A 14,626-nucleotide genomic window follows, 5' to 3' on the forward strand; every position below is an offset into this window, starting at 1 on the left:
GCTATTCGGTTAATTCAAGGGTTTGCACATGATCAACAAAGAAAACCTTACCCAGCACATCTCCCAGCAGTTCAACGTCGAGCTGGAGGAGGTGCGCAGCCACCTGCTTGCGATGGGCGGCCTGGTCGAGAAGCAGGTTAACGACGCCGTTACCGCACTGATTGACGCCGACTCCGGTCTGGCCCAGCAGGTGCGCGAGATCGATGACCAGATCAACCAGATGGAGCGCAATATCGACGAAGAATGCGTGCGCATTCTGGCGCGTCGTCAGCCAGCTGCGTCCGACCTGCGCCTGATCATCAGCATCTCCAAATCGGTGATCGATCTCGAGCGTATCGGCGACGAAGCCACCAAAATCGCCAAGCGGGCGATCTTGTTGTGCGAAGAGGGTGAAGCGCCGCGTGGCTACGTGGAAGTGCGGCATATCGGCGACCAAGTGCGCAAGATGGTGCAGGAGTCGTTGGACGCCTTTGCCCGTTTCGACGCTGACCTGGCGTTGTCTGTGGCGCAGTACGACAAGACCGTCGACCGCGAATACAAGACCGCTCTGCGTGAGCTGGTCACTTATATGATGGAAGATCCGCGTTCGATCGCACGCGTGCTCAACATCATCTGGGCGCTGCGCTCGCTGGAGCGCATCGGTGACCACGCCCGCAACATCGCCGAACTGGTTATCTACCTGGTGCGCGGCACCGACGTGAAGCACCTCGGCCTGACCCGCATGCAGGAAGAAGTGCAGGGCACCAAGAAGGACAGCTGAGTCGGCTGTTGCGGGCAGTGAACGCATTGCCCGATGGCCAAGATGCACCTGATCGCGACATTGGGTGCATTTCGGTTGGCCTTTGGCCAGTAGCCGTGACTATGCTTATGGCCATCAGAACAGGAGTGGCCGATGAGCAAAGTCAGCGTGCTGGTAGTGGACGACGCAACCTTTATCCGTGATTTGGTGAAAAAGGGTTTGCGCGACCACTTTCCAGGTATCCAGATCGAGGAAGCCGTGAATGGGCGCAAAGCCCTGCAGATGCTGACGCGTCAGCCGGTTGACTTGATTCTGTGCGACTGGGAAATGCCGGAAATGTCCGGCCTGGAGCTGCTCACCTGGTGCCGCGAGCAAGATGCTCTGAAGATCGTCCCGTTTATCATGGTCACCAGTCGAGGTGACAAAGAGAACGTGGTGCAGGCGATTCAAGCGGGCGTTTCCGATTTTATCGGCAAGCCCTTTTCCAACGAGCAGCTGATCACCAAGGTGAAAAAGGCCCTGAGTCGGGCCGGCAAGCTGCAGGCATTGGTGTCCAGTGCCCCACCGAAAATGCTCAGCAGCGGTGCCTTCGCCAACGATTCGTTGTCCGCACTGACTGGCGGTAAAGCCGATACCGTCAAACCCGCCGCCGTGCAAGCCGCTGCTGCCTTTGCCAGCAAACCCGCCGCCAAGGCACCTGCTACCAGCGCACCCAGCGGGCGCGGGCAGGGCCAACTGCGGTTACCCGGCGGCGCCACCATGTCCTGCGTGATCAAGGCCCTGAGCCTCAAGGAAGCACTGTTGGTGGTTAAACGCACCGAGGAGCTGCCGCAGGTGCTCGACAGTGCGGTGCTAGATCTGGAGCAGGGCGACGCGGCGGAAACCGCTCGGCTCAACGGCTACTTGCATGCCGTGGCGGCCTTCGAGCCGAAGCCAGACAGCGAGTGGCTGCAACTGACCTTCAGATTCGTCGACCGCGACCCGCAGAAGCTCGACTACATCTCCCGGCTGATCGCCCGGGGAACTGCGCAGAAGCATTTCAGCCCCGGCGCCTGAGCAGGCTACCCCGCCGGTGCATGCGAGATGGCTCACAACCCTGGCGCGCCGGTTCGCGTCGCATGGGTTCGGCTGCTAATCTGATTGGCCCGGACAGACAAATCATAAGATCCGAGTCGTTATGCTAGGGCGTCTGATACTTCTCTGCAGTTTGTTGACCCTTGCCGGCCAGGTAGCGGCGTTGACTATTTACAAGTACACCGATGCTAACGGCGTGGTCACCTATACCGACCAGGCCGCGCCCGGTGCCCAGGTGTTCGTGTTTCGCGACCGTATGGTTGAGCGCCTGGATAATCAGGTAAAGCTGGAGACCAAGAAACACGAGGCCGGTGAAACCCTGTTGGTGCGCAACGACCTGCACGCCCCGGTGCAGATTGAACTGCGCCTGGAAGCTACGGATAACGTCACCGGCGTGCCGGAAAAGCCGATTAGCTGGGTATTACCGCCGCGCAGCAATATCCGTTTGGCCACCCTGGCCCCGCGTGATGCCAGCAAACCTATGCGGTATACCCCCAAGTTGCGTTATGCGATGGGCGATCCGCGCCTGCTGCCGACGCAGAAAAGCTACCCACTGCCGTGGCGTGGTGGGCCGTTCCGTCTGACTCAAGGGGCTAACGGCCAGTACAGCCACTTCACCCCCAAAGGCCGTTACGCCATGGATATCGCCATGCCCGAAGGCACGCCGATTGTTGCGGCACGCGGTGGCATCGTGGTGAAAACCGAGAATCAGCAAAGTGGGCGCGGCAACAACCCGTCTGGCAACTATGTGCGCATTCTCCACGACGACGGCACCATGGGTGTTTACCTGCACTTGATGCAGGGGTCGGTGACCGTCAGTGAAGGTGCCCGTGTGCGCGCTGGCAGCCTGCTCGCGCGTTCGGGCAACACGGGCAATAGCACCGGGCCGCATCTGCACTTCGTGGTGCAGCGCAACGTTGGCTTGGCGTTGGAGTCGATCCCGTTCAACTTCGCTCAGCCGGTCAACAGCCTGCCTAATTTCGCCGTCGGCGGCGAGTAAGAACCTGCTTACGATCTGCTGCGCTTCGGCCTTACTGCGTTAAAAACAGGCTCGGCAAGCCGCTTACGCCTAACGCGCTTTAGCGCGACCCGAATGGCGAGTGGAATGAGTAATGCTCGTGTACAAAAGTACACTCGCGTGCGAGCCCAGTCCGTTTCCTCGTCCTTTTGACCAGCCGAAGGCTGTTACTACGTAACGCCTTGTAGGGCTCTAACTCGCGAGATCATAAATACGCTCTACGGCAGTCTGTCCCTCAATCCAGCTTAAGCACCTTGGCCAGCACGATCTTCGGGCCTTTCATCTTCTTGACGATGATGCGCAGGCCATCGACTTCTAGTACTTCCTCTTCTTCAGGCATGCGCTTGAGGGTGTCGTAGATCAGCCCGGCGAGGGTTTCCGCTTCGACGTGATCGAGGTCGACGCCGAGTAGGCGTTCGACCTTGGCCAGTGGCGTGTCGCCGCGTACCAGCAGCTTCCCCGGCTGGTACGCGAGAATGCCGCGTTCGGCTTTGCGATGTTCATCCTGAATGTCGCCCACCAGGGCTTCCAGTACGTCTTCCATGGTCAAGTAGCCGATTACCTTGCCGTCGGCTTCTTCGACTAAGGCGAAGTGCGAACCACCCATGCGGAATTGTTCTAGCAGGCTGGAGAGCGGCATGTGCCGGCCGACGCGTTCAACAGGGTGCATCAGGTCAGCCAGTTTCAGTGCCGAGGGCAGCATTTCCAGCAAGGACAAGTGCAGCAGCAGGTCCTTGATATGCAGCACGCCGACGTACTCGCCACTGTTATCGTCGTAGACCGGGTAGCGGCTGTACTTGTGCCGACGGAACACGCTGAACACTTCATCCAATGCGGCTGTCAGCGGCAGGGACACCAAGTCCTCGCGAGAATTGGCCCAGTCCACCACCTCCAGCTCGCCCAGCTCTACCGCCGAGGCCAGTACGCGCATATCCTGGTCGCTGGGGTCGCTGGCGCGGCTGGAATGCAGGATCAGCTTGAGTTCGTCGCGGCTGTAGTGGTGCTCATGGTGCGGACCCGGCTCGCCCTGGCCGGCCACGCGCAGAATGGCATTGGCGCTGGCGTTGAGCAGAAAGATCGCCGGGTACATGGCCCAGTAGAACATGTACAGCGGCGCGGCCGTCCACAGCGACAGCAACTCGGGTTTGCGGATAGCCCAGGACTTGGGGGCTAGCTCGCCGACCACGATATGCAGGTAGGAAATGATAAAGAACGCGGTAAAGAAGGCGATGCCATGTATTAGCTTCGGCGATTCGATACCGATACCCGCCAGCAGCGGTTCGAGCAGGTGGGCAAAGGCCGGTTCGCCGACCCAGCCGAGGCCGAGGGAGGCCAGGGTGATACCCAGCTGACAGGCTGAGAGGTAGGCGTCGAGCTGGTTGTGTACGGTGCGCAGAATATGCCCGCGCCAGCCATTTTTTTCCGCCAGGGAGTCAACCTTGGTGGCGCGCAGTTTGACGATGGCGAACTCTGCGGCAACGAAGAAGCCGTTGAGCAGCACCAGAAACAGAGCGAATAGAACGAGGCCGAAATCGGCGAAATAGTTGCTGGCGACGTAACTCGTGGAGGGGTCCATAGAGGGTTCGGGTAGTGAATGACCGCTAAAGGGTGGGGGCTGACAGCTGGCTTTGCAAGTGGGGCGCGGTTACTGGCCGCGCCGTACCACTTGCAGCGTCGGGAAGTGGCAGGTGAAGGTGCTGCCTTTGCCCAGGGTGCTGGCGATATCCAGGCGCGCGCGGTGGCGCAGTAGCACATGCTTGACGATGGCCAGGCCAAGCCCGGTGCCACCGGTGTTGCTGGCACGGCTGGAGTCGACCCGGTAGAAGCGCTCGGTCAGGCGCGGCAGATGCTTGGCCTCGATACCCAGACCGCTGTCCTGCACGCTGAGGTGCGCGCCCTGTTCATCGCCCCACCAGCGAATCTGGATGCTGCCTTCGTCCGGGGTGTATTTCACGGCGTTGAACACCAGGTTGGAGAAGGCGCTGCGCAGCTCAGTTTCGCTGCCCTTAAGCTTGAGGTGCGGGTCTGCTTCCAGGCTGATGCGATGGTGGCGCTCGCCGGATAGCGCCTGGGCATCGTTCTTGATGCTCAGCAGCAGCAGGTCGACGGCCACTGGTTGATTGTCCGAGGGGTAATCGGTGGCTTCCAGCTTGGCCAGCAACAGCAGATCATTCAGCAGATTCTGCATGCGTCCGCCTTGCTGCTGCATCTGCTGCAGGGCGCGCAGCCAGCGCGGATTCACGTCCTCGACGTTATCCAACAGCGTTTCCAGGTAGCCGCTGATCACCGTCAGCGGGGTGCGCAGCTCGTGGGAGACGTTGGCGACGAAATCCTTACGCATCTGCTCCAGCTGAAACAGGCGGGTGATGTCGCGTACCAGCATTAGGTGTTCGCGGTTGCCGTACTGGGTGATATGGAATTGCAGGCGCAGGCGGTCGCTGACTGGTGAGGGCAGCTCCAGCGGCTCGTTGTAATTGTGGTTCTCGAAATATTCGATAAAGCGCGGGTCGCGTACCAGGTTGGTGATCTGCTGGCCGCTGTCCTGTGGGGTTTTCAGGCCCAGCAGTTTCTCGGCGGCGATGTTCCACCATTCCAGGTTGCCGTCGCGGTCGAGCATGATCACCGCATCTTTAAGCGCAGCGGTGGACTCCTGGACGCGGTCGATCACTGCCTGCAGGCGGCCACGGACTTTCTGGTCGCGGCGCTGCAGGTGGTAGATGCTGTCGAACACTTCGCCCCACAGGCCGTAGCCATCGGGCGGCGCTTCGTCACCCTGGCGGGTGCGCAGCCATTTGTGCAGACGCAGCAGTTGTTGCAAGTGCCAGCCAAGGTAGCCGGCCAGGCCAATGACCAGTGCCCAGGCGTATTCGCCAGTGATCAACCCCAGCAGCAGGCAGACACTGACCAGGAGCAACAAGCGACGTATCAGGGGGCCGCGCCAGTCTTGATTCAATTCGAGCTCATCCGCCAATCAATCCTTTTCACCGAGCGCTCATCGCGCCGGCAGGCCATCCTAACCGTGTTAGCTCTTGGTGGAGAAACGATAGCCGGTGCCGCGTACGGTTTGCACCAGGTTTTCGTAGGCTTCGCCGAGGGCTTTGCGCAGGCGACGGATATGCACGTCGACGGTGCGCTCCTCGACATACACGTTACCGCCCCAGACTTGGTCCAGCAGCTGGCCGCGGGTGTAAGCGCGCTCCTGGTGCGTCATAAAGAACTGCAGCAGGCGGTATTCGGTGGGACCCATCTCGGCCGGTTTACCGTCGATGGTGACGCGGTGGCTGACTGGGTCGAGCAGCAGGCCGCCGACTTCGATCGGCCCTTCACTGTCGGTCGGTCCAGCGCGGCGCAACACGGCTTTCAGGCGGGCGACCAGTTCGCGCGGGGAGAACGGCTTGGTGATGTAGTCGTCGGCGCCGACTTCCAGGCCCTGGATCTTGTTGTCCTCTTCGCCTTTGGCCGTGAGCATGATGATCGGGATGTCGCCGGTCAGCTCATCGCGCTTGAGGCGGCGCGCCAGCTCAATGCCGCTGGTGCCGGGGAGCATCCAGTCGAGCAGAATCAAATCAGGTTTACGGTCGACGATGATGGCGTGTGCCTGCTGGGTATTTTCCGCTTCCAGGCACTCGTAGCCGGCCATTTCCAGGGCCACGGCGATCATTTCACGGATCGGTGCTTCGTCATCGACGATCAGGATGTTCTTGCCAACCATGGGTCAAGCCTCGGGTCATCTCGCTGTAATGGGCTGCATTAGATAACGGAATTATTGCAGCGATATGACAGGCGCGCGGCAAAGCTTCTTTCTAGCCGCGCACAGCGTAGTCCACTACCAGGCCGATAAAGATCGCCAAGCCCGCCCAATGGTTGTGCAAAAAGGCATTGAAGCAGGCCATTGGCTTGCGGTTGCGGGTCTTGTGAAACTCCCAGGCAAAGCAGCCAGCGGCGACCAGCAGACCGAGGTGGAAGTACAGGCCCAGCTCGAAGCGCGCCGCCGCCAGCAGCAGGCAGAGCAGCGCCAGGCCCTGGAGGATGACAATGATCAGACGGTCGGCATCGCCAAACAGAATGGCGGTGGAGCGTACGCCGATCTTCAGGTCATCCTCGCGATCGGCCATGGCGTAGTAGGTGTCGTAGGCCACCGTCCATAGTAGGTTGGCGATATACAGCAGCCAGGCTTCCGGTGGCAGGCTGCCGGTTTCGGCAGTGAACGCCATGGGCATGCCCCAGGAGAATGCCGCACCCAGCACTACCTGCGGGTAGAAGGTGTAGCGCTTCATAAAGGGGTAGCAGGCGGCCAGAGCCAGGCCGCCGAACGACAGCCAGATGGTGGTGGCGTTGGTAAACAGCACCAGCACGAAGCTCAGCGCCACCAGCACGGCGAATAGGATCAGCGCTTCACGCGGCTTGACCCTGCCACTGGCCAGCGGCCGAGCCTTGGTGCGGCTGACGTGGCCGTCGAAGTTGCGGTCGGCGTAATCGTTGATCACGCAGCCGGCGGCGCGCATCAGAATCACCCCGAACACGAAAATCAGCAGGTTCTTCATGCTCGGCACGCCTTCGGCAGCAACCCACAGCGCCCACAGCGTTGGCCACAGCAGCAGGTAGATGCCGATGGGCTTGTCCAGGCGCATCAGCTGGATAAAGTCCCAGGCGCGTGGGTGCAGGCGATTAAGTGAATGCAGCAGGCGGGTATACATCGAGCGCGTCTCCATGCGAGGTGCGGCTGATTATAAGACGGGCGTAGGGTGGATCACGCTTTATCGATCCAGCATGGTGGCTGTTAGGTGGCTGTAAAAACGACACCCACCTTACGGCGTGTCGATCTCGGCGGCCTGCCAGAATGCGGGTAAGAACACCTCGGCCACCAATACGCCCAGCGCGCCACGGCTAAAGCACGAGCGGCGCGCCCACAGGCGCTCGCGGCAGGCTTCCGCTGGCAGCCACTGCGCCGGGTAGCGGCATACCTGCAGTTCGCCGCGATCGAAGGCGCGGTCGCTGAACAGCAACTCTCCCAGCGAGCGGCTGCCAAGTTGGTCCAGCGCCAGGCCGGAACCTTCCAATGCGCTGCGGGCTGCCACGCTGCGGGCAAATACCCAGGGCTGGCCGTGACCGCGCAGGTACACCTCGCGCACCCAGCCCTGGCTGCCGTTGACCACGCCCAGCGCGTTGCTTTCATCGCTACGCAGGCGCTGCCAGCCTTCCTGCAGCGGGGTGACGCTGAAGCTATCGGCCGACAGGGCGGTGAGCCGCCGCGTCAGCGAATCCTCATTGAATAGCCAGTCGCGCACCGCAGCAGTGGGCGCAGGGTGCAGTTGGCTGGCAGTCAGCCAACGCGGCGGATGGGCGAGGGCGGTGTGGGGCACGAGCGGTTTCACCGTAGGCAGAGGCGCGCGAGTCTAGCATGGGCCTTGCGCCTGGATAGATGACGTAAGGCGCGGCGATTGGCCGCTACGCCGGGCACAACCCGACTTTGGTTGGTCTCAATGGCGCGCTATTCATCGCCCGGCGGCTTGGCGCACCTGCGCATATACGGTAGTTTCCCCGGCGCAATAGCCGTGTGATCCACCTGAGGTAGTTATGAAGAAGTGGCAATGTGTGGTCTGTGGACTGATTTACGACGAGAGCCAAGGCTGGCCTGATGACGGTATCGCCGCCGGGACACTCTGGCAGGATGTCCCGGAAGACTGGCTGTGCCCTGACTGTGGCGTGGGTAAATTGGATTTCGAAATGATCGAAATCGGTTGAGTCCAGGCTGTGACAAGCGGCGACCCAAGGGTCGCCGTTTTGTTTAGTGAGTGCGCATACTAAACCCTCGAACGAGCTGAGTAAGCGCGAGGTGGTTATGCGCAAGTGGCAGTGTGTGGTGTGCGGTTTTATCTATGACGAAGCCCTCGGCCTGCCCGATGAAGGCATCGCCCCGGGCACGGCGTGGGAAGATATTCCCGCCGATTGGTTGTGCCCCGATTGCGGCGTCGGCAAGCTGGATTTCGAGATGATCGAAATCGTCTGAGCCGCGTCAGCCCTGAAATCTATTACGGCCGCCGCAATGCGCGGCCTGTGTGAGGAATGCAGCATGAGTGCACCTGTCGTCATCGTAGGCACCGGCTTGGCCGGCTACAACCTGGCCCGTGAATTCCGCAAGCTGGACAGCGAGACCCCGCTGCTGCTGATCACTGCTGACGACGGGCGCTCGTATTCCAAACCGATGCTTTCCACCGGCTTTGCCAAAAACAAGGATGCCGATGGCCTGAGTATGGCCGAGCCGGGCGCCATGGCGGATCAGCTCAACGCGGAAATTCGCACCCACACCCGCATCAGCGGCATTGACCCTGGCCACAAGCAGCTGTGGATTGGCGAAGAGGCTGTGCCTTATCGCGACCTGATCCTGGCCTGGGGCGCCGAGGTGATTCGTGTGCCGGTGGAAGGTGATGCCGACGATGGGATCTTCTCGATCAATGATCTGGAGGACTACGCACGCTTTCGCACGGCCGCAGCCGGTAAGCAGCGGATTCTGCTGTTGGGTGCCGGGCTGATTGGCTGCGAGTTTGCCAATGATCTGAGCCTGGGCGGCTACCAGGTCGAACTGGTCGCACCCTGCGAACAGGTGATGCCCGGTCTGTTGCACCCGGCGGCCGCCGCCGCAGTTCAAGCGGGCCTGGAAGGGCTGGGCGCGTGCTTTCACCTCGGGCCGGTGTTGGCCAGCCTCAATCACAAAGGTGATGCACTGGAAGCGCACCTGTCCGACGGCACGCTGATTGAGTGCGATCTGGTGCTTTCGGCTGTGGGCCTGCGTCCACGTATCGAGCTGGCGGCAGCGGCTGGGCTGGCGGTTAATCGCGGGGTTGTGGTCGACCGCCAGCTGCGCACCTCGCACGCCAATATCTACGCCCTGGGTGATTGCGCCGAGGTCGATGGCATCAACCTGCTCTACGTTATGCCGCTGATGACCAGTGCCCGCGCACTGGCGCAAACCTTGGCCGGTACCCCTACGGCAGTCAGCTACGGGCCGATGCCAGTAACGGTAAAAACTCCGGTCTGTCCGCTGGTGGTCTCGCCGCCACCGCGCGGCCTGCAAGGCGAGTGGAGCGTTGAAGGCAGCGGCGCCGACATCAAGGTGCTGTGCCATGACAGCAGCGGTGCGCTACTGGGCTACGCCCTTACCGGTATGGCCGTGCAGGACAAATTGGCGTTGAATAAGCTGCTGCCTGCGCTTTTGGCCTGAATGACGGTCGTTCTGTCGGATATGCCACAAAATTGCCTGGTTTAACTGTCGGACAAGACTGGCGCAGGGCTGGATGGCATGCCATCCTCCCTGAGTCTGCCGCAGCCTAGAGCTGTTGCCGCGCCTTGGTATCTGCTCGCGCAGAGCAGCCCGGACACAACAACAAAAAACCGTAAAGAGGCATTTATGCGTAAACCGGAACTCGCCGCCGCCATCGCCGATAAGGCGGATCTGACTAAAGATCAGGCAAACCGTGTACTTAACGCCGTACTCGAAGAAATCACCAATGCACTGAACCGCAAGGACAGCGTCGCATTGGTCGGCTTCGGTACCTTCGTGCAACGCCACCGTGGTGCTCGCACCGGTAAAAATCCGCAAACCGGCGAGCCGGTGAAGATCAAGGCCAGCAACACCGTCGCCTTCAAACCGGGCAAGTCCCTGAAAGATGCTGTAAATTAAACAGAGAGTGTTTCATTTTCTGTGGATAAGTTCTGCAAAGCCCCGTGATTCGGGGCTTTGTACTATCTGGGGTAAGTGAAAATATCGAAACAGTGTTTCATTAAGTATTTAAAAGAAAAAGTGACCGCATTGAAGCAGTAGCGTTTCATTATTGACGCCCATTTAGCCTGTCTATAGGCTTCCGTGCTCGTGAAAAAAGCGCGGTGTTTCATTTGAAGAATTCAGTCTTTTCGCTCACTACCGTCGTCTTCGATAAATTGGGCGGTATAAAACTAAAGTTAGTAACTGAAAGTAGCCAGGTTGATATATTTGCCGGCGCGTATGCTTTGCAACGATTCGACAATGGCTCGAAGCCAAATACCATACGAGTTGATCAGAGTTCAATTCTGATCCTATATCGGTTCTGTGAAATTCAAAAAGTAGATTTGATTGAGCGCATCGCAAATCTTAATCCGCTTACTATCGGTGAAATTGAGTCTTTCTCATCGTATTGCGGCTTTGCTCAGCAGAGCGGCGAGCAGGTTAATCCGAATTGGTATGGTGCCCGCATGCGAGGCGCTAAAAAATTTATAGATTACCTATGGCTGTTCTATGAGGGGCGGTGCGCTCGAAACTTGGAGCAACTTAAAATTGCTAAGCGTTCGTATGAGAGGATGACTGCCGGCTTCAAGTTGTATATGAAAGCCCCTTACAGGGGCGATAAAAAAGACAGGATCGGCCTTACTCCTGCGCTTCAGGCTAAGTTCATTGCTATTATTGACCCTGATGAGAGCAATAATTTAAATCCTTGGAAGATTTATAAGGTGCGATGGAGAAATTATATTCTCCTGCTTCTATTGATGTTGGGCGGAAATCGTAAAGGTGAGACGTTACTGTTGAAGCTGAATAATTTCCAGCTTACAGGAATGCGAAAATATTACGACATCGTCAAGAACAAAGATGTGATTGATTATCCTCGCGCTGAGTCCCCCTCAGTTAAAACACTCGGCCGGCAGGTGGTGTTGCATGATCAACTGGCCGCATTAGTTGAACACTACATTGTGAATGTCAGAAAAGAATTCATCGGCTGGCAGTCAACAAGCTATGTCTTCCTGTCTTACCGGGATGGGCGTCCTCTTTCAGTGCAGACTCCTAATTCAATCCTGAATGAACTTATAAAACAATATCCAGAGTTTGTGGGTCTTCTCAGCCCCCATCGCCTTCGCAATACGTTTCATGATCTTTTGAATCAGGCACTGGATAGAAAGTTTAAGGGTGAAAGTGGTTTAAGTCGTAAGATTTTAAAAGCACCTATTCAGGAAGCGGCAGGCGGTTGGGCTAAGAATAGTAATATGCCTGAGCATTATGCTAAAGGATCGATACAAGCCAAAGTTGCCGAGTTACAAGCCCTACTCCAGCAAGAAGCCCTTAAGCCACAACTGGTTGATTAAATGAAAGAACTCCAGATTCAGAGGGTGTTGTCCGGCAACGATGAACATTCATATTTTTTGCCGGGAGGCACTTTTGTAAAAAGTCGATTGGGCTATGACATCGAATTATTTGATGAGTATGGTGGCTTTCGATCTGCAATAAAATTGCCGGATGATACGGGTGAGTTTGTTTATCTTACATCACAGTATCTTAATCTGTTGGATTTTGAGTTAAGAGAGATTGCGAGGAGTTATCTAAGATATATCTTGGAGAGATATCACGCTTCAACTGTTAGAATTAAATATAAATTTCTTGATTTGTTTGCCCGTGAGATGTCCAAAGGAGTTCATATCAACGACTTCTTGGAAAGTCTTTCTGTGCTTGAAAATAAAGAAAAGGCAGCATATATCTCTGCTTGTAAGGAATTTTTGAAGTTTCTATTGCTTTGCGGCTATGAAGATCTTTCACTTGAAGTGTATGAGGATTTCCATAAGCTTCGAAATTATTCAGGTAAAGAAAATGCCTATTTAGCTCTATTTGTAATGGATGATGCCAGAGGACCATTTACTAGAGAGGAAGTTTCCGTACTGTCAGGTCAGGTTAATAACCAGGCACTTCCGTTGGAATTTCGCTTGGTGTTAGATCTGTGTTTGTGTTTTGGGTTGAGACCAATACAAATTTCTTTATTGAAAAGAAAAGATTTTATTAAAGATAGTAAGAGCGGATTATATTATCTTAACGTGCCGCGTGTGAAGCAAGATTCGCGAAATCGGCGAGTTCAATTCAGCTCTCGAATACTCACGGAAAGAACTGCAAGTCTTATTCAGTCTTACATAGATTCTGCAAAAAATCCCGATGGTATTGATCCTGCAGAGCTACCACTTCTTATTAACTCAAAATCGATAGATTTAGAAAGAGACGGAAATTCCTTAGGAAGTCACTACTGGGAAGATGCAGAGCGGTTGTCAAGTGACTATTTCTCAGATGAGTCAAAGCGGGCCATACTCTACCAAAAGTCGAGTGGCAAAATTAATTATATCCTTTGGGGAAATGAACATAGGCTGCCATTATCCCCTCGTACCGGAAAGAAATTCAGTTTATGTGCATATAGATTTCGTTACACGGTTGGCACGCAAGCAGTAATGTCCGGTTGTTCGCCAGAAGAGCTTGCCGATTTACTCGATCACAATGATACGAATAGCATTAAACACTACTTCAGGTTCACTCATGAAATGTGGGAGATTCTAGAAAATGCCACGTTGAGTCGCATTGAACAGAAGCAATTCACAGCTGCTTGGATGAGAGAAGGTGACCTTGTAAATAATATATATAGTCACGTATGTGAGCCAAGAAATTTCAATGTCATAGGAAAGTGTGCGTCTCAATCTATATGCTTCGAGGAACCGGCGGTATCTTGCTATTCGTGTGACAGATTTTGTCCTAATAAAGATGTTGTAGCACATGAAAGTGCTTTGGAGGGTTTGGTAGAGCGAAAAGATCGCTTGCTAACCGTCAGCACCGCTAATGTGGTTTCAGTTATAGACCAAGCCATAGCTGGTTGCCGTGCTGCAATCGCCTACTCTGAAGGGCAGGACGTGGTTCTAATTAATGTGAAGGAAGTCTGAGTGCAAAATATAATGGCACAGGATATTTTGCATGAGGAGCTTCGGATTAAGCTAAGCCGCCTTGCCAGCAAAGCCGAGCAGAGATTCTCAAAACTCAGTTGTTTCAATGGGTCAAAGTGGGAGGATTTATCTTGGTTATATAACGGAAGGCATAATATTTATTTGCTGGCTCGTGGAGAAACTAATGCAGAGTTAATGTTGCTTAATAAGGTCTTCTTGGTAAGTTATCTCTGGGACAGAAGGGCGGACCACAAGATGGTATCAGTCGGTCGAGTTATGGACTTATCGGCTGCGATAAAGTATATGGCTGCCCAGGGTGTTGTTAACCTTAGAGGGCTTGATCAATCTTCCTACATGACAACTTTTAAATACATTAAAACACGCTATAAATCACCTGCTAGTGCATGTAGATCGCTAAATTATTTTATCAGATTCATCTTTAATTCTTCCTTGGCCGTTAGCAATTTTGACCTCATCGGTACGCAGGATCTTCAAGAGAAAGATAAGTATGGCCGTGTTGCCCTTGGAGATAAACTGCCGCTTCCAGAATTGGTCAAAGCAATCATAGCGTTGAAGTGGGCAGTGCAAGACCAGTGGGATGGCAGCTTTCGTGCTCAGATGGATATGTTGTCGGTTCTGACTCAGGCATTTCAATATGGATTAGGCCTAAGAATCGGGGAGGTCCTGCGGTTACCTAAGAACTGCTTAGCTACAATAAACGGTGAGTTATATTGTCGAGTATGGACAGAAAAAGGTGCGGAGCCAATCGCTAGGTATGTCCCTACGATCTGGAGAGCCGCCCTCTGTGAAGCGGTTCTCCGAATTGATGCCATCTGCGAACCCTACAGAAAAAGGGCTTTGAGCATTGAAGATGGTTCCTATGCCGAGACTCTCGATTATCGCTTTCAGGGAAGAATAGAAGCAATTGGTCGGCATGTTGAATCTGCCCTAGGGAAACTCTGAAGAAGACTTCCTGATTTTGGCAAAATGCCCGGATTCCACCCGCCGAGTTTTCCAATGAAGCAGATGACCTTCGCCGACGCCGAGTATGCCGGTAAGCGCAAACAGACCCGCAAAGA

Annotated in this window: 15 protein-coding genes; 10 read left to right on the plus strand and 5 right to left on the minus strand. The window is 55.8% G+C overall.

Features of this window, described 5'->3' with window-relative positions:
• The first annotated feature begins 28 nt into the window (after positions 1-28).
• The 3 genes from phoU (at position 29) to HBN63_RS13770 (ending at position 2,813) form a co-directional block, all read left to right on the plus strand.
• Positions 29-760 (plus strand): phosphate signaling complex protein PhoU, encoded by a 732-nt coding sequence (gene phoU / locus HBN63_RS13760; protein ID WP_160086060.1) that lies wholly within the window; start codon positions 29-31, stop codon positions 758-760.
• 132 nt (positions 761-892) lie between these two features.
• A complete protein-coding gene (locus HBN63_RS13765; protein WP_160086058.1) occupies positions 893-1,795 on the plus strand; it encodes a response regulator in 903 nt (300 codons plus the stop codon).
• 121 nt (positions 1,796-1,916) lie between these two features.
• Positions 1,917-2,813 carry a peptidoglycan DD-metalloendopeptidase family protein gene (locus HBN63_RS13770; RefSeq protein WP_170049815.1) on the plus strand — a complete coding sequence of 299 codons (897 nt, stop codon included), beginning with the start codon at positions 1,917-1,919 and terminating at the stop codon, positions 2,811-2,813.
• A 253-nt stretch (positions 2,814-3,066) separates the two neighbouring features.
• On the opposite strand, the gene HBN63_RS13775 is transcribed toward HBN63_RS13770, so the two are convergent.
• The 5 genes from HBN63_RS13775 to HBN63_RS13795 all read right to left on the minus strand — a co-directional run bounded on the left by HBN63_RS13775 (position 3,067) and on the right by HBN63_RS13795 (position 8,194).
• Entirely contained in the window at positions 3,067-4,407 is a 1,341-nt protein-coding gene (locus tag HBN63_RS13775) for a hemolysin family protein (protein WP_170049816.1), read from the minus strand.
• 69 nt (positions 4,408-4,476) lie between these two features.
• Positions 4,477-5,784: a phosphate regulon sensor histidine kinase PhoR gene (gene phoR / locus HBN63_RS13780; RefSeq protein ID WP_160086052.1), complete on the minus strand. Its 1,308-nt coding sequence runs from the start codon at positions 5,782-5,784 to the stop codon at positions 4,477-4,479.
• Positions 5,785-5,853: 69 nt separating this feature from the next.
• The gene (gene phoB, locus HBN63_RS13785) at positions 5,854-6,543 is read right to left on the minus strand and encodes a phosphate regulon transcriptional regulator PhoB (protein ID WP_090250769.1); all 690 of its coding nucleotides are present in this window, start codon (positions 6,541-6,543) and stop codon (positions 5,854-5,856) included.
• Positions 6,544-6,634: 91 nt separating this feature from the next.
• Entirely contained in the window at positions 6,635-7,528 is an 894-nt protein-coding gene (gene ubiA / locus HBN63_RS13790; protein WP_170049817.1) for a 4-hydroxybenzoate octaprenyltransferase, read from the minus strand.
• A 111-nt stretch (positions 7,529-7,639) separates the two neighbouring features.
• Entirely contained in the window at positions 7,640-8,194 is a 555-nt protein-coding gene (locus HBN63_RS13795) for a chorismate lyase (RefSeq protein ID WP_170049818.1), read from the minus strand.
• Positions 8,195-8,408: 214 nt separating this feature from the next.
• On the opposite strand from HBN63_RS13795, the gene HBN63_RS13800 reads away from it, so the two are divergent.
• From HBN63_RS13800 to HBN63_RS13830, 7 genes are all read left to right on the plus strand, one after another.
• On the plus strand, positions 8,409-8,576 hold the full coding sequence (locus HBN63_RS13800; RefSeq protein ID WP_090250760.1) for a rubredoxin: 168 nt from the start codon (positions 8,409-8,411) through the stop codon (positions 8,574-8,576).
• Between the two features lie 97 nt (positions 8,577-8,673).
• The gene (locus HBN63_RS13805; RefSeq protein WP_160086046.1) at positions 8,674-8,841 is read left to right on the plus strand and encodes a rubredoxin; all 168 of its coding nucleotides are present in this window, start codon (positions 8,674-8,676) and stop codon (positions 8,839-8,841) included.
• Positions 8,842-8,904: 63 nt separating this feature from the next.
• A complete protein-coding gene (locus tag HBN63_RS13810) occupies positions 8,905-10,053 on the plus strand; it encodes an FAD-dependent oxidoreductase (RefSeq protein ID WP_170049819.1) in 1,149 nt (382 codons plus the stop codon).
• A 186-nt stretch (positions 10,054-10,239) separates the two neighbouring features.
• Positions 10,240-10,512: an HU family DNA-binding protein gene (locus HBN63_RS13815; protein ID WP_170049820.1), complete on the plus strand. Its 273-nt coding sequence runs from the start codon at positions 10,240-10,242 to the stop codon at positions 10,510-10,512.
• 212 nt (positions 10,513-10,724) lie between these two features.
• Positions 10,725-11,942 (plus strand): tyrosine-type recombinase/integrase, encoded by a 1,218-nt coding sequence (locus tag HBN63_RS13820; RefSeq protein WP_143003809.1) that lies wholly within the window; start codon positions 10,725-10,727, stop codon positions 11,940-11,942.
• Entirely contained in the window at positions 11,943-13,547 is a 1,605-nt protein-coding gene (locus HBN63_RS13825) for a site-specific integrase (RefSeq protein ID WP_143003808.1), read from the plus strand. It begins immediately after the preceding gene.
• Complete coding sequence (locus tag HBN63_RS13830) at positions 13,548-14,510, plus strand: hypothetical protein (protein ID WP_170049821.1); 963 nt, start codon at positions 13,548-13,550, stop codon at positions 14,508-14,510.
• Positions 14,511-14,626 lie beyond the last annotated feature (116 nt).

It is taken from the genome of Pseudomonas sp. WS 5011 (genome assembly GCF_012985775.1).
GTDB lineage: Bacteria > Pseudomonadota > Gammaproteobacteria > Pseudomonadales > Pseudomonadaceae > Aquipseudomonas > Aquipseudomonas peli.

Coding starts and splice junctions, on each gene's coding strand:
- phoU (WP_160086060.1), top strand. CDS start 29: ATGATCAACAAAGAAAACCTTACCCAGCACATCTCCCAGCAGTTCAAC.
- HBN63_RS13765 (WP_160086058.1), top strand. CDS start 893: ATGAGCAAAGTCAGCGTGCTGGTAGTGGACGACGCAACCTTTATCCGT.
- HBN63_RS13770 (WP_170049815.1), top strand. CDS start 1,917: ATGCTAGGGCGTCTGATACTTCTCTGCAGTTTGTTGACCCTTGCCGGC.
- HBN63_RS13775 (WP_170049816.1), bottom strand. CDS start 4,407: ATGGACCCCTCCACGAGTTACGTCGCCAGCAACTATTTCGCCGATTTC.
- phoB (WP_090250769.1), bottom strand. CDS start 6,543: ATGGTTGGCAAGAACATCCTGATCGTCGATGACGAAGCACCGATCCGT.
- ubiA (WP_170049817.1), bottom strand. CDS start 7,528: ATGTATACCCGCCTGCTGCATTCACTTAATCGCCTGCACCCACGCGCC.
- HBN63_RS13800 (WP_090250760.1), top strand. CDS start 8,409: ATGAAGAAGTGGCAATGTGTGGTCTGTGGACTGATTTACGACGAGAGC.
- HBN63_RS13805 (WP_160086046.1), top strand. CDS start 8,674: ATGCGCAAGTGGCAGTGTGTGGTGTGCGGTTTTATCTATGACGAAGCC.
- HBN63_RS13810 (WP_170049819.1), top strand. CDS start 8,905: ATGAGTGCACCTGTCGTCATCGTAGGCACCGGCTTGGCCGGCTACAAC.
- HBN63_RS13815 (WP_170049820.1), top strand. CDS start 10,240: ATGCGTAAACCGGAACTCGCCGCCGCCATCGCCGATAAGGCGGATCTG.
- HBN63_RS13825 (WP_143003808.1), top strand. CDS start 11,943: ATGAAAGAACTCCAGATTCAGAGGGTGTTGTCCGGCAACGATGAACAT.